The 18,464-nt window shown below is 70.2% G+C and carries 16 protein-coding genes; 12 read left to right on the top strand and 4 right to left on the bottom strand.

Annotated elements, in window-relative coordinates; all coding sequences use genetic code 11:
- Positions 1 to 2: 2 nt before the first annotated feature.
- Entirely contained in the window at positions 3 to 725 is a 723-nt protein-coding gene (locus OG984_RS27250) for a hypothetical protein (RefSeq protein WP_328529221.1), read from the bottom strand.
- A 293-nt stretch (positions 726 to 1,018) separates the two neighbouring features.
- Between OG984_RS27250 and OG984_RS27245 the strand changes: the two genes are divergently transcribed.
- The 5 genes from OG984_RS27245 (at position 1,019) to OG984_RS27225 (ending at position 7,556) form a co-directional block, all read left to right on the top strand.
- A complete protein-coding gene (locus OG984_RS27245) occupies positions 1,019 to 3,601 on the top strand; it encodes a sigma-70 family RNA polymerase sigma factor (RefSeq protein WP_328529220.1) in 2,583 nt (860 codons plus the stop codon).
- Positions 3,602 to 3,670: 69 nt separating this feature from the next.
- Positions 3,671 to 4,966 (top strand): 3-phosphoshikimate 1-carboxyvinyltransferase, encoded by a 1,296-nt coding sequence (gene aroA / locus OG984_RS27240; protein WP_328529219.1) that lies wholly within the window; start codon positions 3,671 to 3,673, stop codon positions 4,964 to 4,966.
- Between the two features lie 123 nt (positions 4,967 to 5,089).
- Positions 5,090 to 6,100 (top strand): ribosome small subunit-dependent GTPase A, encoded by a 1,011-nt coding sequence (rsgA, locus tag OG984_RS27235; RefSeq protein WP_328529218.1) that lies wholly within the window; start codon positions 5,090 to 5,092, stop codon positions 6,098 to 6,100.
- A gap of 97 nt (positions 6,101 to 6,197) precedes the next feature.
- On the top strand, positions 6,198 to 7,070 hold the full coding sequence (locus OG984_RS27230; RefSeq protein ID WP_328529217.1) for an inositol monophosphatase family protein: 873 nt from the start codon (positions 6,198 to 6,200) through the stop codon (positions 7,068 to 7,070).
- 54 nt (positions 7,071 to 7,124) lie between these two features.
- Complete coding sequence (locus OG984_RS27225; RefSeq protein ID WP_328529216.1) at positions 7,125 to 7,556, top strand: CBS domain-containing protein; 432 nt, start codon at positions 7,125 to 7,127, stop codon at positions 7,554 to 7,556.
- Here OG984_RS27225 and OG984_RS27220 read toward each other — a convergent pair.
- Positions 7,489 to 8,748, bottom strand: coding sequence for an MFS transporter (locus OG984_RS27220; RefSeq protein WP_328529215.1), 1,260 nt, complete (start codon positions 8,746 to 8,748; stop codon positions 7,489 to 7,491). The two genes, OG984_RS27225 and OG984_RS27220, sit on opposite strands and share 68 nt — an antisense overlap.
- Before the next feature lie 184 nt (positions 8,749 to 8,932).
- On the opposite strand from OG984_RS27220, the gene OG984_RS27215 reads away from it, so the two are divergent.
- From OG984_RS27215 to OG984_RS27205, 3 genes are read left to right on the top strand one after another with little or no spacing between them, the layout of a single operon-like run.
- Positions 8,933 to 9,634 (top strand): response regulator transcription factor, encoded by a 702-nt coding sequence (locus OG984_RS27215; protein WP_328529214.1) that lies wholly within the window; start codon positions 8,933 to 8,935, stop codon positions 9,632 to 9,634.
- Complete coding sequence (locus tag OG984_RS27210) at positions 9,631 to 12,258, top strand: DUF4153 domain-containing protein (RefSeq protein ID WP_328529213.1); 2,628 nt, start codon at positions 9,631 to 9,633, stop codon at positions 12,256 to 12,258. The genes OG984_RS27215 and OG984_RS27210 overlap by 4 nt, the downstream gene beginning before the upstream one ends.
- Positions 12,259 to 12,264: 6 nt before the next feature.
- Positions 12,265 to 12,639 carry an FKBP-type peptidyl-prolyl cis-trans isomerase gene (locus OG984_RS27205; protein ID WP_008362044.1) on the top strand — a complete coding sequence of 125 codons (375 nt, stop codon included), beginning with the start codon at positions 12,265 to 12,267 and terminating at the stop codon, positions 12,637 to 12,639.
- Positions 12,640 to 12,794: 155 nt separating this feature from the next.
- Here the strand turns inward: OG984_RS27205 and OG984_RS27200 are convergent, their stop codons facing one another.
- Both OG984_RS27200 and OG984_RS27195 read right to left on the bottom strand, forming a co-directional pair.
- Entirely contained in the window at positions 12,795 to 13,037 is a 243-nt protein-coding gene (locus tag OG984_RS27200) for an RNA-binding S4 domain-containing protein (protein ID WP_008362043.1), read from the bottom strand.
- Between the two features lie 178 nt (positions 13,038 to 13,215).
- The gene (locus OG984_RS27195) at positions 13,216 to 14,493 is read right to left on the bottom strand and encodes a DUF445 domain-containing protein (protein ID WP_328529212.1); all 1,278 of its coding nucleotides are present in this window, start codon (positions 14,491 to 14,493) and stop codon (positions 13,216 to 13,218) included.
- Positions 14,494 to 14,743: 250 nt separating this feature from the next.
- Between OG984_RS27195 and OG984_RS27190 the strand changes: the two genes are divergently transcribed.
- From OG984_RS27190 to OG984_RS27175, 4 genes are all read left to right on the top strand, one after another.
- Positions 14,744 to 15,043 (top strand): hypothetical protein, encoded by a 300-nt coding sequence (locus OG984_RS27190; protein WP_328529211.1) that lies wholly within the window; start codon positions 14,744 to 14,746, stop codon positions 15,041 to 15,043.
- Positions 15,044 to 15,141: 98 nt separating this feature from the next.
- A complete protein-coding gene (locus OG984_RS27185; protein WP_328529210.1) occupies positions 15,142 to 15,990 on the top strand; it encodes a nitrilase-related carbon-nitrogen hydrolase in 849 nt (282 codons plus the stop codon).
- Between the two features lie 10 nt (positions 15,991 to 16,000).
- Positions 16,001 to 17,434 carry a dihydropyrimidinase gene (hydA, locus tag OG984_RS27180; protein WP_328529209.1) on the top strand — a complete coding sequence of 478 codons (1,434 nt, stop codon included), beginning with the start codon at positions 16,001 to 16,003 and terminating at the stop codon, positions 17,432 to 17,434.
- A gap of 3 nt (positions 17,435 to 17,437) precedes the next feature.
- A complete protein-coding gene (locus OG984_RS27175) occupies positions 17,438 to 18,463 on the top strand; it encodes a TIGR03842 family LLM class F420-dependent oxidoreductase (RefSeq protein WP_328529208.1) in 1,026 nt (341 codons plus the stop codon).
- The last annotated feature ends 1 nt before the right edge of the window (position 18,464 follow it).

Below are 18,464 nucleotides of genomic sequence, written 5' to 3'. Positions count from 1 at the left end.
TATTACGAGGCTCCGCGGGCGAGCTCGTCGAGCAGGAAGCCGGCGGACCTGTCGTTCTCCGGAAGCCCCTCGATCCAGATCCGGTCGGCGCTGTGCTCGACCATCCGCTTGAGGAGGCCGAGCCTCTTGACCAGCGTCTCGTCGCGCGGGGCCACCACGACCATCCGGCTGTGACCGACCTGTCCGACGGCGGCCGCGCCGGCGAAGACCGTGCGGGCCGTCTGGCCCAGCAGCGACATCCGGCGGGCGGTGGCGATGCTGTCGGTCTTCCCGCGGGTGCCCGGGACGTGGGCGTCGGTGACGACCAGCGCGTGGCTGCACGCCTTGGCCTCGCGGTAGAGATCGGAGATGCGCTCGCGTACGTGCGCCAGGGTGGAGAGACCGGTGAGCGGGTCGGCGCAGGAGATGGTGTGCAGATAGCCGAGCGTCGCCTCGCTCCAGGCGACGGAGAGTGCGTGCACCTCGGCGAAGGCCGGGTCACGGCTGTGGACGGTCTGGGTCGTCGCCCGGAGGTCCTCGAGGCTCTCCCCGAGCGGTACACCGATCTCGGCGAGGTCATGACCGACCACCCAGCAGGCCTCGGCGACGTAGCTGCTCCGCTCGGCCAGCGCCTCGGCGACGGCCTCGAACCGCGGCGGGAGCGCCGCCCGCTGCTCATCGGAGAGCTCCGTGGACTCAGGCGGGGTGGACGCACGCGCACGCCAACCCCGGGAGAACAGCCGCACGACTCACCTCTTTCCTCGTGTTTCCAGGCGTTGCTGTGGTTCCTCGTTCGAAATCGTCGGGTGATGGATACAGTGGTGCGCGCGCCGATCTCCTGCGCGCTCACGTGGACGTGACGGGCGAAATCGGTGAGCATGACGCGATAGAGACCCACCTTTTCCGGGTTTCTCGAAACTTGTTGTCCGATCCCGGGAAGGAGGCGTGACGTGCCGGCCGCCGCAGTCGTTAGCACAACGCATGTCTCCCGTCGGCGCAACCCGCGTCATACCTCCGTCCTTCTAACGTCTCTGGTGCCGTGAGCGAAACGACCCCCACCCCTCTACCTACCCTCGACGCCCCTGGCGACGCCGAGCTGATCACCGCCGTCCGCGGTGGTGACCTGGATGCGTACGGGACGCTGTTCGAGCGCCATGTCGAGGCCGCCCGCCGCCTCGCTCGTCAGCTGGTGTCGCCGGGAGACGCCGACGATCTCGTCTCCGAGGCGTTCTCCAAGGTGCTCAACGTGCTGCAGAGGGGCGGTGGCCCCGACCTGGCGTTCCGCGCCTACCTGCTGACGTCGCTGCGCCGGCTGCACGTGGACAAGATCCGGGCCGCCTCGAAGCTCACGACCACCGACGACCTGACGCCCTTCGACCCGGGGGTGCCCTTCGAGGACACCGCGGTGTCGGGCTTCGACAACCAGGCGGCCGCGAAGGCGTTCCAGCAGCTTCCCGAGCGCTGGCAGCAGGTGCTGTGGCACACCGAGGTCGAGGGCCAGAAGCCCGCCGAGATCGCGCCGATGCTCGGCATGTCCGCCAACTCGGTCTCCGCACTCGCCTACCGGGCCCGGGAGGGCCTCAAGCAGGCCTTCATCTCGATGCACGCGCAGGACGCCGTCGAGGAGGCCTGCGCCACCACCCGCGCCAACCTGGGCGCCTACATCCGCAACGGCCTGTCCAAGCGCGACTCGAAGAAGGTCGACGACCACCTGCAGGACTGCCGTCCGTGCACCGCGATCTACCTCGAGCTCACCGAGGTCAACTCCGGGATGGGTGCTTGGCTCGCTCCGGCTCTGCTCGGCGCCGCGGGGGCGGGCTACCTCGCCGTCGGTGGCGGTGTCGCCGCCAAGGGCGGTGTCGTGCTCTTCTTCGGGCGGGTCAGGGACTGGGTGCTGGGCGATCCGGTGGGACGTACGGTCGCGGGTGGTGCCGGTGTCGCGGCCGCCGCGGCCGTGGTCGCCGGGTTCGCGCTCACCGGTGGTGATCCGGCGCCCAAGGTGCCGGCCGCGGAAGAGCCCGCTGCGGAGGCACCCGCCGACCCGGCGCCCGCGGCTCCTCCGGCCGCGCCGCCGGCCGCGCCGCCCGCCGACCAGCCGGCGCCCCCGCCGGCCGCACCTCCGGCCGCGCCTCCCGCCGATCAGCCGGCCGACCAGCCCACCGACACTGCCCCGGCCCAGACCCAGGAGGCACCGGTCATCACCTCGCCGCTGCCCGAGGTGCAGGTCGCTCCGGGTGGCAAGGCGGTCATCGACCTGACCCAGGGCGCGACCGACGCCAACGGCGACTCGCTCTCGGTCAAGGAGGCCAACGTCCGCGCCCCCGCCCACGGCGCCGTCACCGTGGGCGGCACGTCCTCGGGCGGCAAGGGCCGCGGCCCCAGCGGCGTGATCTTCGGTGGCCTGCGGATGGCCGGTGAGCCGGTCACCACCGTCACCTACGTCGCCGACAAGGGCTGGCGCGGGACCGACACGATCGAGTACGTCCTCACCGACGGCAACGGCGGCGAGGTCGCCGGCACCGTGGACGTGACCACGCCCAACGCCGACCCCAAGGCCGTCGGCGACGACGCGACACTGACCAGGACTCCCGGGTCGAACGGCAACGGCCAGGGCAACAACGGCAACGGAAACGGCAACCAGCCGTCGACGGCGCAGGGCACCATCGACGTACTCGCCAACGACACCGACGACAACGACGACACCCTCGACCTGGTCGAGATCGTGGACCAGCCCGCGCACGGCCGGGCCGAGATCGTCGACGGCAAGGTCGTCTACACGATGACCCCCGGCTACGACGGCGCCGGCGACACCTTCACCTATCGGATCTCGGACGGCCACGGCGGCAAGGACGTCGGTGCTGTGGAGGTGACCTTCGAGGAAGAAGCGCCGAAGCACGACCCAAAAGTCGCGGTTAGCGCCTACCAGCAGGACGGCGGGTTCGGTGCGTCGTTCCTCGGGCTGTCCGGGTGGGCGAGCTACGTGGCCGCCACCGCAGAGGTCACCGGCCTCCCCGAGCCCGCGACCGGCCGGTCGACCAAGCTCATGATCACGGTGACGGGCATGGAGCCGGCCTACCTCGGCTGGCAGGCCTGCGGCACCTTCGCTCCCCCGCCGACGGGCAGCACCTACTCCTACGAGTGCGAGCTGGCCGGTGACGGCACGGCGGCACAGGTCAACTTCATCCCGAAGGCGGGCGAGACCTGGACCTTCGACGCCCGCATCGTCCCGGCCGGTTACGAAGACAGCGACGCGAGCAACAACCACGACAGCGTCTCCGGGTCCGCCGGCGAGGAGCCCACGCCGACCCCGACGCCCACGCCGACCCCGACGCCCTCTCCCACCGAGACGCCGGACGTGCCACAGGTGCCCACGCCGCCGACGACCCCGGACGTCCCGCAGGTGCCCACGCCGCCGACCACTCCGGACGTACCTCAGGTGCCGACTCCCTCCTCGGATCTGCCCAGCGACCCGGGCAGCCCGAGCGAGGGTCCCACGCTGCCCGAAGAGCCTGAGGAGCCCAGCGACAGCGCCGACCCGGACGAGGACCTCGAGGTCGAGCGCGGCTCCGCGACCGGCGGGCTGACCTGGGAGGGTTTCCTGAAGGCGCTCGGGATCGACTGAGCCCGTCGCCGGTTCCATCCCCGGTGACCGGCGGCCGCCCTGGCTCTCAGAACCTCTAAAGTTGGACCTGTGACTACGACGACCGACCGTGCCGCTGACCCTGCCAACGGACCGGCCGACCCCTGGCCGGCGCCCCTGGCGCGCGGTCCGGTGACGGCGACGGTGTCGCTGCCCGGGAGCAAGTCGCTCACCAACCGGGCGCTGCTGCTGGCCGCGATCGCGGACGGGCCGAGTGTCGTACGTCGTGCCCTGCGCTCGCGCGACACGCTGCTGATGGCGGCAGCACTGACATCGCTGGGGTCGCAGGTGGACACCTCGGGCGAGGACTGGGTCGTGACGCCTGGCGTGTTCGGCGCCGACGCCGAGGTCGACTGCGGGCTGGCGGGGACGGTGATGCGGTTCGTACCTCCGGTGGCCGCGCTCTCCACCGGCACGATCGCCTTCGACGGCGACCCGCACATGCGCAAGCGGCCGGTCGGCGAGGTGCTGCGCGCGCTGCGCGACCTCGGCGTGGACATCGAGGGTGACGGGCTGCCGTTCACCATCCGCGGCGCCGGTGCGGTGCCCGGCGGCACCGTGGTGGTCGACGCCTCGGCCTCGAGCCAGTTCATCAGCGCGCTGCTGCTGGCGGGGGCGCGCTACGAGCAGGGCATCGACATCCGCCACGACGGCAAGCCGGTGCCCTCGCTCCCCCACATCGACATGACGGTCGCGATGCTGCGCGAGCACGGCGTCGCGGTCGACGACTCAGACGCCAACCGCTGGACCGTGGCACCGGGACCGATCAAGGCCCTGGACCGCACGATCGAGCCCGACCTGTCCAACGCGGCCCCGTTCCTGGCGCTGGCGGCGGTCTCGGGCGGTACGGTGACCGTGCGCGACTGGCCGGAGGCCACCGACCAGCCGGGCGACCAGCTGCGCGAGGTGCTCTCGCTGATGGGCTGCGAGGTGCAGGTAGGCGACGACGGGCTCACCGTGACCGGACCCGAGCGACTCATCGGGATCGACCTGGACATGCACGACATCGGCGAGCTCACTCCGGCGGTCGCGGCCCTCTGCGCCCTCGCGGAGACGCCCTCGCACCTGACCGGCATCGGCCACATCCGCGGCCACGAGACCGACCGGCTCGCCGCGCTCGCCCAGGAGCTGGGCGCACTCGGGGCCGACGTCACCGAGCACCCCGACGGCCTGACCATCCGGCCGGCGACGCTTCACGGCGGGGTGTTCCACACCTACGCCGACCACCGGATGGCGCACGCCGGCGTGATCATCGGCGCTGCCGTCGACGACGTCCTCGTCGAGAACATCACCACCACCTCCAAGACCTTCACCGACTTCGCGCCCTTCTGGGCGGGACTCTTCTGAGGTCCTCCCGATGAGATCGCCGGTAGTACTTGACGGGCACTTCGTGGACTTGTCGGGTGTTTCAGTGACCGCCCAGTCCAGGGATACCCGGTCGACCGGGTATCCCACGCCGGGAGCATCCTGATGGCGAAGGCACAGCGGCGCTACGGGACCGAGGACGTCGAGCACTACGACCGTCCCCGGCGCCGCACCCGACCGCGGACGAAGGACCGCCCCAGCTACGACGACGCCGACCTCGGGCGGGTGATCACGGTCGACCGTGGACGGTTCACGCTGGTCATGGACGAGGCCCCGGACGTCGAGGTGTGGGCGGTCAAGGCCCGCCCGCTCGGCCGCAAGGGTGTGGTCGTGGGCGACCGGGTGAAGGTCGTCGGCGACACCTCGGGGGCCGAGGGCGCACTGGCCCGGATCGTCGAGGTCGAGACCCGGGAGACGGTGCTGCGGCGTACGGCTGACGACGACGACCCCGTCGAGCGGGTCGTGGTCGCCAACGCCGACCAGCTGGTGATCGTCACCGCGATCGCCGACCCCGAGCCGCGTACGGGGTTCATCGACCGCGCGCTGGTGGCTGCCCTGGAGGCGGGCATCGACCCCCTGCTGTGCATCACCAAGGCCGACCTGGCCGACCCGGAGTCGCTCGTCTCGATCTACCGGTCGCTGGGGGTGCCGTGGGTGGTGACCCAGCGCGGCGGCGACATGAGCGCGCTGCAGGAGAAGCTCGACGGACGTACGTCGGTCCTCCTCGGCCACAGCGGGGTGGGCAAGTCGACCCTGGTCAACGCGATCGTTCCCGACGCCGACCGCGAGGTCGGGCACGTCAACGCGGTCACCGGGCGCGGACGGCACACCTCCACATCGGCGTTGATGCTGCGGCTCCCGGGGGACGGCTGGATCGTCGACACCCCGGGGATCCGTACGTTCGGGCTGGCGCACGTCGAGCCGGAACGGCTCATCGTCTCCTTCCCCGATCTGCAGGAGGCGACGGCCGAGTGCCCGCGCGGCTGCTCGCACGCCGCCGATGCGCCGGAGTGCGGGCTGGACATCGCGATCGAGGACGGGAGGCTCGATCCGGAACGGGTCGCCTCGTTCCGTCGCCTGCTCGAGGCGCGGTCGGTGCCGACGTACGCCCTCTGACCGGCCGAGCCATCGATGCCCCGGCCGGTGTTTTCGTGGGGAACCGGTTACCAGGGGAGGGTTCGCAGGGAGAGCGGAGCCACTAGAGTGGATCCTCGTGGCGAGCACTCCTGACTACAACGACGACCTGCGGCTGGCGCACCTGCTGGCCGACGACGCCGACTCGCTGTCGACGTCGCGGTTCAAGGCGCTCGACCTGCACGTCATGACCAAGCCCGACCTCACCCCCGTCTCGGACGCGGACAAGGCCGTGGAGGAGTCCATCCGGCGCACGCTCTCCCGCGCACGCACCCGCGACGCGATCACCGGCGAGGAGTCGGGATCCTCCGGCTCCTCCAGCCGGCGCTGGATCGTGGACCCGATCGACGGCACGAAGAACTTCGTGCGCGGCGTGCCGGTCTGGGCCACCCTGATCGCGCTCGCCGTCGACAACGAGGTCGTGATGTCGGTCGTCTCCGCGCCTCAGCTCGGGCGGCGCTGGTGGGCGGCGAAGGGCCAGGGCGCCCACACCGGCAAGTCGCTGATGAAGTCGACCCGCTGCCAGGTCTCGGACGTACGCCGCCTGGAGGACGCCTCGATGTCCTACTCCTCGCTGCACGGCTGGGAGGAGCGCGAGCGGCTCGAGGACTTCCTGGCGCTGATGCGGAGCTGCTGGCGCACCCGTGCCTACTCCGACTTCTGGTCCTACATGCTCGTGGCCGAGGGTGCGGTCGACATCGCGGTCGAGCCGGAGCTCGAGCTCTACGACATGGCCGCGCTGGACATCATCGTGCGTGAGGCCGGCGGGCAGTTCACCTCGCTGGCCGGCGACCCGGGGCCGTGGGGCGGCAACGCGCTGGCCACCAACGGACACTTGCACGACGCGGTGCTCTCCTTCCTCGGCGGGCTCCCCGACGGCAACAACGACGCCGACTGGCCGGCCGCTCAGCCTGGGTCGGTCACCGCGTTCCGTCGTCCGGCAACCGAGTGACGCTGTCACACCAACCTCTGGCGTGACGCGAGTCACAGCCGCTACCGTTGATGCATGAAGATCGCGGACGTACTCACTCGCAAGGCGATCGCAGAAGTCGTCACGATCGCATCAACCGCCACCGTGCGTGACCTGCTCGGCGTGCTCGCCGAGCACGGCATCGGTGCCTGTGTCGTCAGTGGCGACGGCACCGCCGTGGCCGGGATCGTCTCCGAGCGCGACGTCGTGCGACGGCTGCACGAGAACGACGCGCTCCTCGCCGCCGAGGTCTCCTCGATCATGACGGCCGAGGTCGAGACCTGCGCTCCCGAGGCCACCATCGACGAGATCCTGGGCATCATGACCAAGCGCCGGATCCGGCACATGCCGGTCGTGGCCGACGGCGCCCTGGTCGGCATCGTCAGCATCGGCGACCTGGTCAAGCACCGCATCGACCAGCTCGCCTTCGAGCGCGACCAGCTCGAGGCGTACGTCCACCAGACGTAGGTCTCATCTGAGCAGCTGCCGTAACGATGGCCGCGGCGGCGACCAGGGCGGTCGCGGGCCAGCCGAACCACTCGACGGCCGCGACACCACATGCGGTGCCGAGGCTGCCCCCGACGAAGTAGACCAGCATGTAGGCGCTGTTGAAGCGCGCCGGTGCAGCCGGGTCGATCGCCAGGACGGTGCTCTGATTGGCGACCTGGGCGGCGAACAGCCCGGCGTCGAAGATCGCGAGACAGATCAAGGTCACCACGGTGTTCGAGAGGCTGAACCCGACGGCGACCGCGGCCGCTCCGGCGAGGAGGAGGCCGACCAGGGTCACGCGTCGAGCGCCCACCCGGTCGGTCCACCTTCCGGCGACCTGCGTGGCCAGGAGGCCCGACAGGCCGGCCAGTGCGTACAGGCCGATCTGCCCGGCCGACAAGGAGTGGGGCGCCTCAGACAGCGCTACGGCGATGCCGGCCCACACCGTGCAGAACGCGAAGAACCACAAGGAGCCCCGCAGAGCGGCAGAACGCAGAACAGGGTGGCGAACGATCAGCCCCGGTACCGATCGCAACGAAGCGAGATAGCCACGACCGCCGGCCACCGCCGCGTCGGGCAGCACCAGCACGCAGCCCAGGGCGATGAGTCCACAGGTGGCGGCGAGCACGAGCAGCATCACGCGCCATCCGAACTCGCCGGTCAGCCAGCCACCGACGATTCGACCGCCGAGGACCCCGACCGAGATGCCTGCGGTCACCGTCCCCAGCACGGTGGCACGCCGTCGAACCGGCGCCAGCCGACCTGCGAACGAGCTCAGACCGGCCCCGACGGATGAGCATGCGCCGATCACGACCATCCCCGCCGCCAGGAGCGTCACGGTGCCGGCGGCAGCACTGACTGCGAGCCCGAGCGCCAGGACCCCGAACTGCGCGGCGAGGACACGTCCCGGAGGAAGCCGGTCGACCAGAGGCACGAGAAGTGCGAGTCCGATCATGTAGCCGACGGGGCCGCCGGCAAGAGCCAGTCCGATGGACGCGATGTCGGTGCCGAGCGAGTCGGCCACCGTCGTGATCGCGGGCTGCATCGGGTAGATGGTCGCGGTGCCGACGGCGGCCGCCGTCGCCATGAACACGATCACGGAGACGCTGAGTCGCGCTGGCACCTCTGCGGTGTCGGTCTGGTCGCTCTGGTCTGTCTGGTCGGTCTGCATGCTGCAACCGTAGGGAGACCGAGCCTCCCGAACCGGCGGGAAAACGACGTCACCATCGGGGCAAGGGTCGACCCGATCATCACCGCCGGATCGACGCATCCGGGCTCGGGACACGACCTGACCTTCACAGGACCTGCACAACTTCTGCAGGCTTTCCGGCGGCTCCGGCTTCTAGCCTGAGCATGTGCCAGAACATGTGAGCGCCACCCGCCGGGTTCTCGTGGTCGAGGACGAGCCGGTCATCAACCAGGCCGTCTCCGACCGCCTCACCGCCGAGGGCTACGACGTCGTCCGGGCATGGGACGGGCCGGGAGCGGTCTCCACCTTCGAGGAGACCTCGCCGGACCTGGTCGTCCTCGACGTGATGCTGCCGGGCTACGACGGCCTCGAGGTGTGCCGCCGGATCCAGGCCGTACGCCCGGTGCCGGTGCTCATGCTCACCGCCCGTGTCGACGAGGCCGATGTGTTGGTCGGGCTCGGCGTCGGGGCCGACGACTACCTGACCAAGCCGTTCCGGGCGCGCGAGCTGGTGGCCCGGGTGAACGCCCTCCTGCGGCGCGTGGAGCGAGCGGCCGAGCTGGCCGGGTCGCCGCGGCGTACGGCTGAGATCGGCGGGCTTCGGATGGATTCGGCCGCCCGACGCGTGTGGGTCGACGGGTCCGAGGTCAGGCTCACGCCGACCGAGTTCGACCTGCTGGTCTGCCTGGCCGCCGACCCGGGCGCCGTGGTCACCCGCGAGCGGCTGCTCGCCGAGGTCTGGGGCTGGAACGACGCCTCGGGCACCCGCACCGTCGACAGCCACGTGAAGGGGCTGAGGGCCAAGATCGGGTCCGCGCGGGTCCGCACCGTGCACGGGGTCGGCTACGCGCTGGAGGCCGGCGAATGACTCCGCTGGAACGAGTCTCCTCGATCAAGGTCAAGCTCGGTCTGCTGGTCGCGGCGAGTGCCCTGGTGGCGGCGGTCGTCGCCTCCGTCGGTCGGGTCACCGGGGTCTCGCCGTGGATCTCGATCCCGGTCACGATCGGGATCGCGCTCGCGGTCACCCAGCTGCTGGCGGCCGGGATGACCTCGCCGTTGCGGCAGATGACGGTCGCGGCCCGCCGGATGGCCCGAGGCGACTACTCGGTCTCGGTGCCGGTCGGCGGGGCCGACGAGGTCGGCCAGCTGGGCCGCGCGTTCAACACGATGGCCAGCGATCTGGGCGCGGTAGACCGCCAGCGCCGCGAACTGGTCGCCAACGTCTCCCACGAGCTGCGTACGCCGCTGGCGGCTCTCACCGTCGTCCTGGAGAACCTCGTGGACGGTGTCGGATCCGACCCGACCGCCCTCCAGACCGCGCTCGGTCAGGCCGAGCGCCTGAGCCGGCTGGTCGAGGACCTGCTCGACCTGGCACGCGTCGACGCCGGCAAGGCGCCGTTGAGCACGTCGTCGGTCGAGCTCGGGCCGCTCCTGGAGGCCTGCGTCGCGGAGGCGCGGGTCAACGGGCGGCCGGTCACCTACGAGATCGACGCGCCGGACTCTCTTGTCGTCGAGGCCGACGCCGATCGGCTCAGCCAGCTCGTCGTCAACCTCCTCGACAACGCCTCCCGGCACAGTCCGCGGGACGGCGTGGTGGTCGTGCGCGCCGGTCTCGACGGCGAGCGCTACCACCTCGAGGTCCTCGACTCCGGACCCGGCGTCCCGGTCGCCGACCGGAGTCGCGTCTTCGAGCCCTTCGGCACCCTCAGTGCCTCGGCCGAGGGCGGCGGGACCGGGCTCGGGCTCGCCATCGCCCGGTGGGTCACCGATCTGCACGGCGGCTCCATCGCCTTCCTCGATCCGCTGCCCGAGACCGCGGGTGCTGCCGGCGCTCGGGTGCGCGTCGACCTTCCGCTGCGGCCACCCGCACGTCCCATCACCAGTCATCTCACCCCCACCCATGAGGAGAGCCAGATGCCCACCACTCCCCCGGCGGCCGAACCCGCCCAGCCCGCCGAACCCTCCCAGCCGGTCGACGCGCCCACGACGGACGCCAAGGCCTACGCCGCCCCGTCGGTCCTCGACGACATCTTCGGCACCTACTGGCCCGATTCCGGTGTCGCGGGCCGGTTCGGGCTCTTCATCGGAGCCGTGATCGCCGGCCTGCTGGGCGGGCTGCTGATCCCCGACCGCAACGCCGGGCTCGGGACGGTCATCGTGCTGCTCGCGGCCGGCGGGGTCGTGATGCTGGCGAGCGAAAGGCGCCGTAGCTGGTTCCCGATCGTCTGCTACGTGCTGTTCGCGCTGCTCTCCTCGGTCGCGGTGTTCCGCGACGCCGAGTGGATCGTCGTGCTGTGCCTGCTCACCGCGATCGCGGTGATCCTCTGCGCCTCGACCGGCGCCAAGACGCTGCTCGGGATCGTGCTGACCGGGATCTCCTGGCCGCTGGCCGGCCTGCGCGGGATCCCGTGGCTGGGCCGCACGCTGACCAGCGTCTCGGGACACGGGCACGGAGCCGCGGTCGCGCGCACCACGGTCCTCTCGCTTCTCGGGCTGGTGATCTTCGGCCTGCTGTTCACCACCGCCGACGCGGTGCTGGGCAGCTGGGTCGACCAGTTCGTTCCGGACGTACGTCCCGACACCTTCGCGGCTCGGATCTTCATGACCGTGTTCGTCTTCGGCGTGGTGATGGGCGCCGCCTACCTGGCCGTGAACCCGCCGCGGATCGACCGCAGCGAGCGTACGTCCCAGCCCGTCGCCAACCGCTACGAGTGGCTGGCTCCGGTCGGTGTCGTGGTCGCCGTCTTCGCCGCCTTCCTGGTCGCGCAGGCGACCGCGGTCTTCGGCGGCGAGGACTACCTGCGCGAGACGACCGGGCTGACGTACGCCGAATACGTCCATCAGGGGTTCGGTCAGCTCACCGTCGCGACCGCGCTGACCCTGCTGGTGATCTGGGCGGCGGCGCGCAAGGCGCCGGTGGAGACGGTGGCCGACCGGCTGTGGCTGCGGGTCGCGCTCGGGCTGCTGGCCGCCGAGGCGCTGGTCGTCGTCGGGTCGGCGCTGTACCGGATGCACCTCTACCAGGAGGCGTACGGCTTCACCCAGCTCCGCCTGCTCGTCGACGTCTTCGAGGCCTGGTTGGGTCTGCTGGTGATCGCCGGGCTGGTCGCCGCGGTGGCCGGCGGCGCGATCGGCGGCGGTCTCTGGCTCGGCCGGTTCGCGCTGGTCAGCGGTGCCGTGGCGCTCCTCGGGATCGCCGCGATCAACCCGGACGCCTGGATCGCCGAGCACAACGTCTCGCGCTACGAGGAGACGGGGAAGATCGACACCGACTTCCTCTCCGGGCTCAGCGACGACGCGGTGCCGGCCCTCGAGAAGCTCCCCGACGACCTGCGCGGTTGTGTGCTCGGCCCCAACGACCGCGAGGGGGACTGGCTGGAGTGGAACCTCGGCCGCGAGCGGGCCGACGGCCTCACCCCGACCTACCCCGCGACGACCGACACGACCGACTCGGCGGCGGTGTGCCCCAGCGAGAATCGATACGTAGACTGATTTCCCATGAGCCAGAAGCCTGAGATCGACTTCGTCGACCCCACCCCTCCGACCGACCTCGTCATCAAGGACATCACCGTCGGTGACGGCGAGGAGGCCACCGAGCGCGACCGCGTCTCGGTCCACTACGTCGGCGTGGCGCTGTCCACCGGCGAGGAGTTCGACGCGTCCTACAACCGCGGCGAGCCGCTCGACTTCCGCGTCGGCATCGGCCAGGTCATCCAGGGCTGGGACCAGGGCATCCTCGGGATGAAGGTCGGCGGCCGCCGTCAGCTCGTCATCCCGCCGCACCTCGCCTACGGCGACCGCGGTGCCGGTGCGGTCATCAAGCCCGGCGAGACCCTGATCTTCGTCTGCGACCTGGTGAAGGTCGAGAAGTAACCCATTCGAATCCGTAGAACCGGCGGCCGAATCCGCAGTTGTGGCGGCCGAGAATGTAGTTGTGGGCGACGAAACTCCAGTTTCGTCGCCCACAACTCACTTTTGGGCCGCCACAACTGCGGACTCGGCCGCAAGAACTACCTACTCGGCGGGGGTCACCAGGGGACGTCGAAGTCGGCCTCGTCGGAGACCCGGGCCGCCTGGCCGGCGTACTCGACCACGTCGCCGACGCGGAGCTGGCGGCCCCGGCGGAGCTCGGTCTCGCCGTTGACCTTCACCTCGCCCGCGGTGATCGCCGGGCGCGCCTCGGAGCCGGTCTCGACCAGGTTGGCCAGCTTCAGGAACTGACCGAGGCGGATGACCTCGTCGGTGATGGGTACGTCGAAGGGCTCGCTCACGCCCTCATCCTCCCCCGCCCGCCGAGGCGTCACAAATATCGGCCGAGGCGTCAGCCGCGTCGGCCGAAGGGTCGCTGCGGTCGGCCGAGACGGCCCGTGGTGACATCTCGATCGACGTACGTGACGCCTCGGCCGACCTGAGCGACGTCTCGGCCGACGTACGTGACGCCTCGGCGGGTCAGGAGACCAGGACGGCGATGGTGTGGATGATGACGCCGACGAGGCCACCGACGAGGGTGCCGTTGATGCGGATGAACTGCAGGTCGCGGCCGACGAAGAGCTCGATGCGGCGGGCGGCCTGCTTGCCGTCCCAGCGTTGGATGGTGTGGGTGATGACGGTGGTCGCCTCGCGGCCGTAGCGCTTGACGACGTAGACGGCGACGTCGGAGGCGAGTGCGTCGTAGCGGCGCTGGAGGGTCTCGTCGAGGACGACCTTCTGGGCGTAGCGGACGACCTCGTCCAGGGCGCGGCGGCGGACGACGCCCTCGGGGTCGCGCAGCGAGGTGGTCAGCGCGCGGCGCAGCGCGTCCCAGATGGAGATCGCGGTGTCGATGACGCCGGGGTGGTCGAGCACGCGCTCCTTGAGCCGCTCGGCGCGCTCCATGGTGGCCTCGTCGTGCTGGAGGTTGTCGGCGAGGTCGGCGAGCATCGTGTCGATCGCCTTGCGTGCGCGGTGCTCGGGGTCGTCGCGGATGTCGGCGATCCAGCGGACCAGCTCGACATGGATACGGGCGGTCACCGGCTCGCGCAGCACCTGCGGCGTCCACCACGGCGCCCGCTCGCCGAGCACCTCGGTGACGATCTCCTCGTTCTCCTCGAGCCAGCCGTGCAGCTCGACCAGCGCCAGGTCGACCAGGCCGTGGTGGACGCCGTCGTCCAGCGCGGCCTGCAGCGTGCCGCCGAGGAGGGGCGCGATCTGCTCCTCGCGCAGGCGAGGCACGAACCCGTCCTGGATGATCTCGACGATGTGCCGGTTGCTGATCCGGGAGAGCCCGTCGGCGACCACGGTGGAGACCTCGTCGACGACGCGCTTGGCGTTGGGCTCCTCGGAGAGCCACAGCGCGAGCCGCAGCGACGGCATCGCGACCCCGAGCCGCTCACGGATGGTCTCCTCCTGCAGGAAGTTGTCCTGGACGAACTCCTCCAGGCTGGCGCCGAGCTCGTCCTTCCGCTTCGGGATCAGCGCGGTGTGCGGCACCGGGAGCCCGAGCGGGTGACGAAAAAGCGCGGTGACCGCGAACCAGTCGGCCATCGCGCCGACCATCGACGCCTCGGCACCGGCGTTAACGAACCCCCAGAACCCGTCCATGCCCAGGGTCAGCAGGTAGACGATGGCGGCCACGACCAGGAGCCCGGTGGCGACGATGCGCATGCGGCGCAGTGCCTGGCGGCGTACGACATCGGCCTCGGTCTCGACCATCAGGCCGCCGATCCCGACGCCCCCAGGAGAACTCATGGGCTCAATTGTGCCGGGTCGCCCCACGCGACGGCGACTGCAACACCACGGCCCTAGTTTCTATAGGTTACTCACGGGTCGGCCCACAGGTGGGTTACAAAGCTCCCAAGGGCGTCACCGATCCCTTCCTTTGGTCGTTGGAGTGGGCGAGAGTGCCTCGGGGGAGGCACACGTCCCACCGAGGAGATACATGTCGTCGCACAACGCGGACGGTGTGGGGTCGCATCTGTTCGACTCGTCGAGGAGCGCTATGTCGTTGACCACCGCCGCCAAGGTGGAGGTTCTCAGCGTCCTCGTCCGCGCCGGCCGGGAGGCCCGCGCCCCACTCACCCCGCACGACTGCAACACCGTGGTCGAGACCAGCGCCCACCTCGCCGAGATCGCGCCCACCCTCCCTGAGGGCACGCCCGGCGAGCGTGCCCGCGCGACCCGCTCCGCGATGGAGTTGTTCCTCTCCGTCGACTGCCCGCAGCTCGCGCCAGAGCTCCGCGAGGAGCTCGCCAGGGCCGTCGAGCACGTGGTCGTACGTCATCCGGCCAGCGCCGCGTAGAGCAAGAGACTTTCAAGCGCCGCCTCCCTCCGAGCAAAAATGCCGTCGTGGCCCCACGGGCCGCGGCGGCATGCTTCTATTGAGGGGGAGGTAGTTGCATGACCATCGTCAGAGCCGCAATCAGCCAGACCACCTGGACCGGGGACAAGGCCTCCATGCTGGACAAGCACGAGGGCTTCGCTCGTGATGCTGCCGCGCAGGGCGCCCAGGTGATGTGCTTCCAGGAGCTCTTCTACGGGCCCTACTTCGGGATCACCCAGGACAAGAAGTACTACCGCTACGCCGAGCCTGCCGACGGAGCCGTAGTGCAGCGCTTCGCGAGCCTGGCCAAGGAGCTGGGCATGGTGATGGTGCTGCCGATCTACGAAGAGGCCGACACCGGGATCTACTACAACACCGCCGTGCTCGTTGACGCCGACGGCACGATCCTCGGCAAGTACCGGAAGAACCACCTGCCGCACGTCGAGAAGTTCTGGGAGAAGTTCTACTTCCGCCCTGGCAACCTCGGCTACCCGGTCTTCGAGTCGGCGGTCGGCAAGGTGGGGATGTACATCTGCTACGACCGCCACTTCCCCGAGGGCTGGCGCGAGCTCGGGCTCAACGGGGCCCACATGGTCTTCAACCCCAACGCCACCAAGCCGGGACTCTCCAACCGGCTGTGGGAGATCGAGCAGCCCGCCGCCGCGGTCGCCAACGGCTACTTCGTGCTCGCGCCCAACCGGGTCGGCCTCGAGGACAACGAGTACGGCGAGGAGGCGGTCAACTTCTACGGGATGTCGCAGATCGTCGACCCCCGCGGCAACTACGTGGGCGAGCTCGGCTCGGGCGAGAAGGAGGAGCTGCTCGTACGCGACCTGGACATGAACATGGTCCAGGAGATGCGCGACGACTGGCAGTTCTACCGCGACCGGCGGCCCGATTCGTACACCGCCATCCCCCGACCCTGAGGAGGCCGGCATGACCACCACGCTCATCACGGGCGGCACGGTCGTCTCCGCGACCGGCCGCACCCAGGCGGACGTGCTCGTCGACGGCGAAAGGATCGTCGCGCTCATCGCGCCTGGCGCCAGCCCGTTCGGAACCATCACCGCCGACGTCACTATCGACGCGACCGGGAAGTACGTCATCCCCGGCGGCGTCGACGCCCACACCCACATGCAGCTGCCGTTCGGCGGCACCAACGCCTCCGACACCTTCGAGACCGGCACCCGGGCCGCGGCGTGGGGCGGCACCACGACGATCATCGACTTCGCGGTGCAGCGCTACGGCGAACGCGTACAGGACGGGTTGGCCCACTGGCACGAGCTGGCCGCCGGCAACTGCGCGATCGACTACGGGTTCCACCAGATCATCGGCGGGGTCGACGACGACGCGCTCAAGGCGATGGACACCCTCGTGGAGGAGGGGATCACCTCCTACAAGCTGTTCATGGCCTACCCGGGCGTCTTCTACTCCGACGATGCGCAGGTGCTCCGTGCGATGCAGAAGGCGACCGACCACGGTCTGCTGACCATGATGCACGCCGAGAACGGCCCCGCGATCGACGTGCTCGCCGCGCAGCTGGCCGAGTCGGGGAAGACGAGCCCCTACTACCACGGCATCGCGCGTGCCTGGCAGATGGAGGAGGAGGCCACCCATCGGGCGATCATGCTCGCCGACGTGACCGGGGCGCCGCTCTACGTGGTGCACGTCAGCGCCAAGCAGGCCGTCGAGCAGCTGGCCGCCGCCCGGGACAAGGGCAAGAACGTCTACGGCGAGACCTGCCCGCAGTACCTCTATCTCTCCCTCGAGGAGCAGCTCGGCGCCTCCTCGGAGGAGTGGGGCGACTTCGAGGGCGCCAAGTGGGTCTGCTCGACGCCGCTGCGCTCACGCACGGAGGGGCACCAGGACGCGATGTGGCAGGCGTTGCGCACCAACGACCTGCAGATGGTCTCGACCGACCACTGCCCCTTCTGCATGAAGGAGCAGAAGGAGCTCGGCAAGGACGACTTCCGGGCGATCCCCAACGGGATCGGCTCGATCGAGCACCGCGTCGACCTGCTCTACCAGGGCGTGGTGACCGGACAGATCACCCTGGAGCGCTGGGTCGAGCTGATCGCGACCACGCCGGCCCGGATGTTCGGCCTCTACGGCCGCAAGGGCGTCATCGCGCCGGGTGCCGACGCCGACATCGTCGTCTACGACCCGGCCGGTCACACCTCCATCGGCGTCGGGGAGGGCAGGACGCACCACATGAACATGGACCACTCCGCCTGGGAGGGCTACGAGATCGACGGCCACGTCGACGTGGTGCTCTCCCGTGGATCCGTCGTCGTCGCCGACGGCGAGTTCCACGGCACCAAGGGCCACGGCCGCTACCTCAAGCGCGACCTCTCCCAGTACCTGGTGTGAGTCATGGACTTCGGTGTCGTCCTCCAGACCAACCCGCCCGCCTGGCGGGTCGTCTCGCTGGCGAAGCAGGCCGAGGCGTACGGCTTCGACTACGCGTGGACGTTCGACAGTCACCTGCTGTGGATGGAGCCGTACGTCGTCTACAGCCAGATCCTCGCCGAGACCCGCACGATCAAGGTCGGTCCGTTCGTGACCAACCCGGCAACCCGTGACTGGACGGTGACCGCATCGGTCTTCGCCACGCTCAACGAGATGTACGGCAACCGCACCGTCTGCGGCATGGGCCGCGGCGACTCGGCGGTGCGGGTGCTCAACGGGAAGCCGTCCACGATCAAGGAGATGCGCGAGGCCACCCGGGTGATCCGTGAGCTGGCCAACCGGCGGCCGGTCGAGGTCAACGGCACCACGCTGCAGTTCCCGTGGGCCAAGCGCTCCGAGCTGGAGGTGTGGATCGCCGCCTACGGCCCGCTCGCGCTGAAGGCGGCCGGCGAGGTCGGCGACGGGTTCATCCTGCAGCTCGCCGACCCCGACATCACCGAGTGGATGATCGGGGCGGTCAAGAAGGCGGCCACCGACGCCGGCCGCGACCCGGAGTCGCTGACGTTCTGCGTCGCTGCCCCTGCGTACGTCACCGACGGGTCGCCCGAGGCCCTGGCCCACGCCCGCGAGCAGTGCCGTTGGTTCGGCGGGATGGTGGGCAACCATGTCGCCGACATCGTGGCCAAGTACGGGAGCGGCGCGGTCCCGCAGGCGCTCACCGACTACATCGAGGGCCGCGAGGGCTACGACTACAACGAGCACGGCCGGGCCGAGAACACCCACACCCGGTTCGTGCCCGACGAGATCGTCGACCGGTTCTGCCTCCTCGGCCCGGTCGAGGAGCAGGTCGCCAAGCTCGAGCAGCTCAAGAGCCTCGGGGTCGACCAGTTCGCCGTCTACCTGCAGCACGACGCAATGGACCAGACCCTCGCTGCGTACGGCGATCTGGTGATCCCGCGGGTGAACCGGCCGGCGACCGCGAAGGCATGAG

The sequence above is a fragment of the Nocardioides sp. NBC_00368 genome (assembly GCF_036090055.1).
In the GTDB taxonomy this organism is placed as follows: domain Bacteria; phylum Actinomycetota; class Actinomycetes; order Propionibacteriales; family Nocardioidaceae; genus Nocardioides.
The sequence above is the reverse complement of the archived record's forward strand: the minus strand, read 5'-3'. Positions and strand labels throughout refer to the sequence as shown.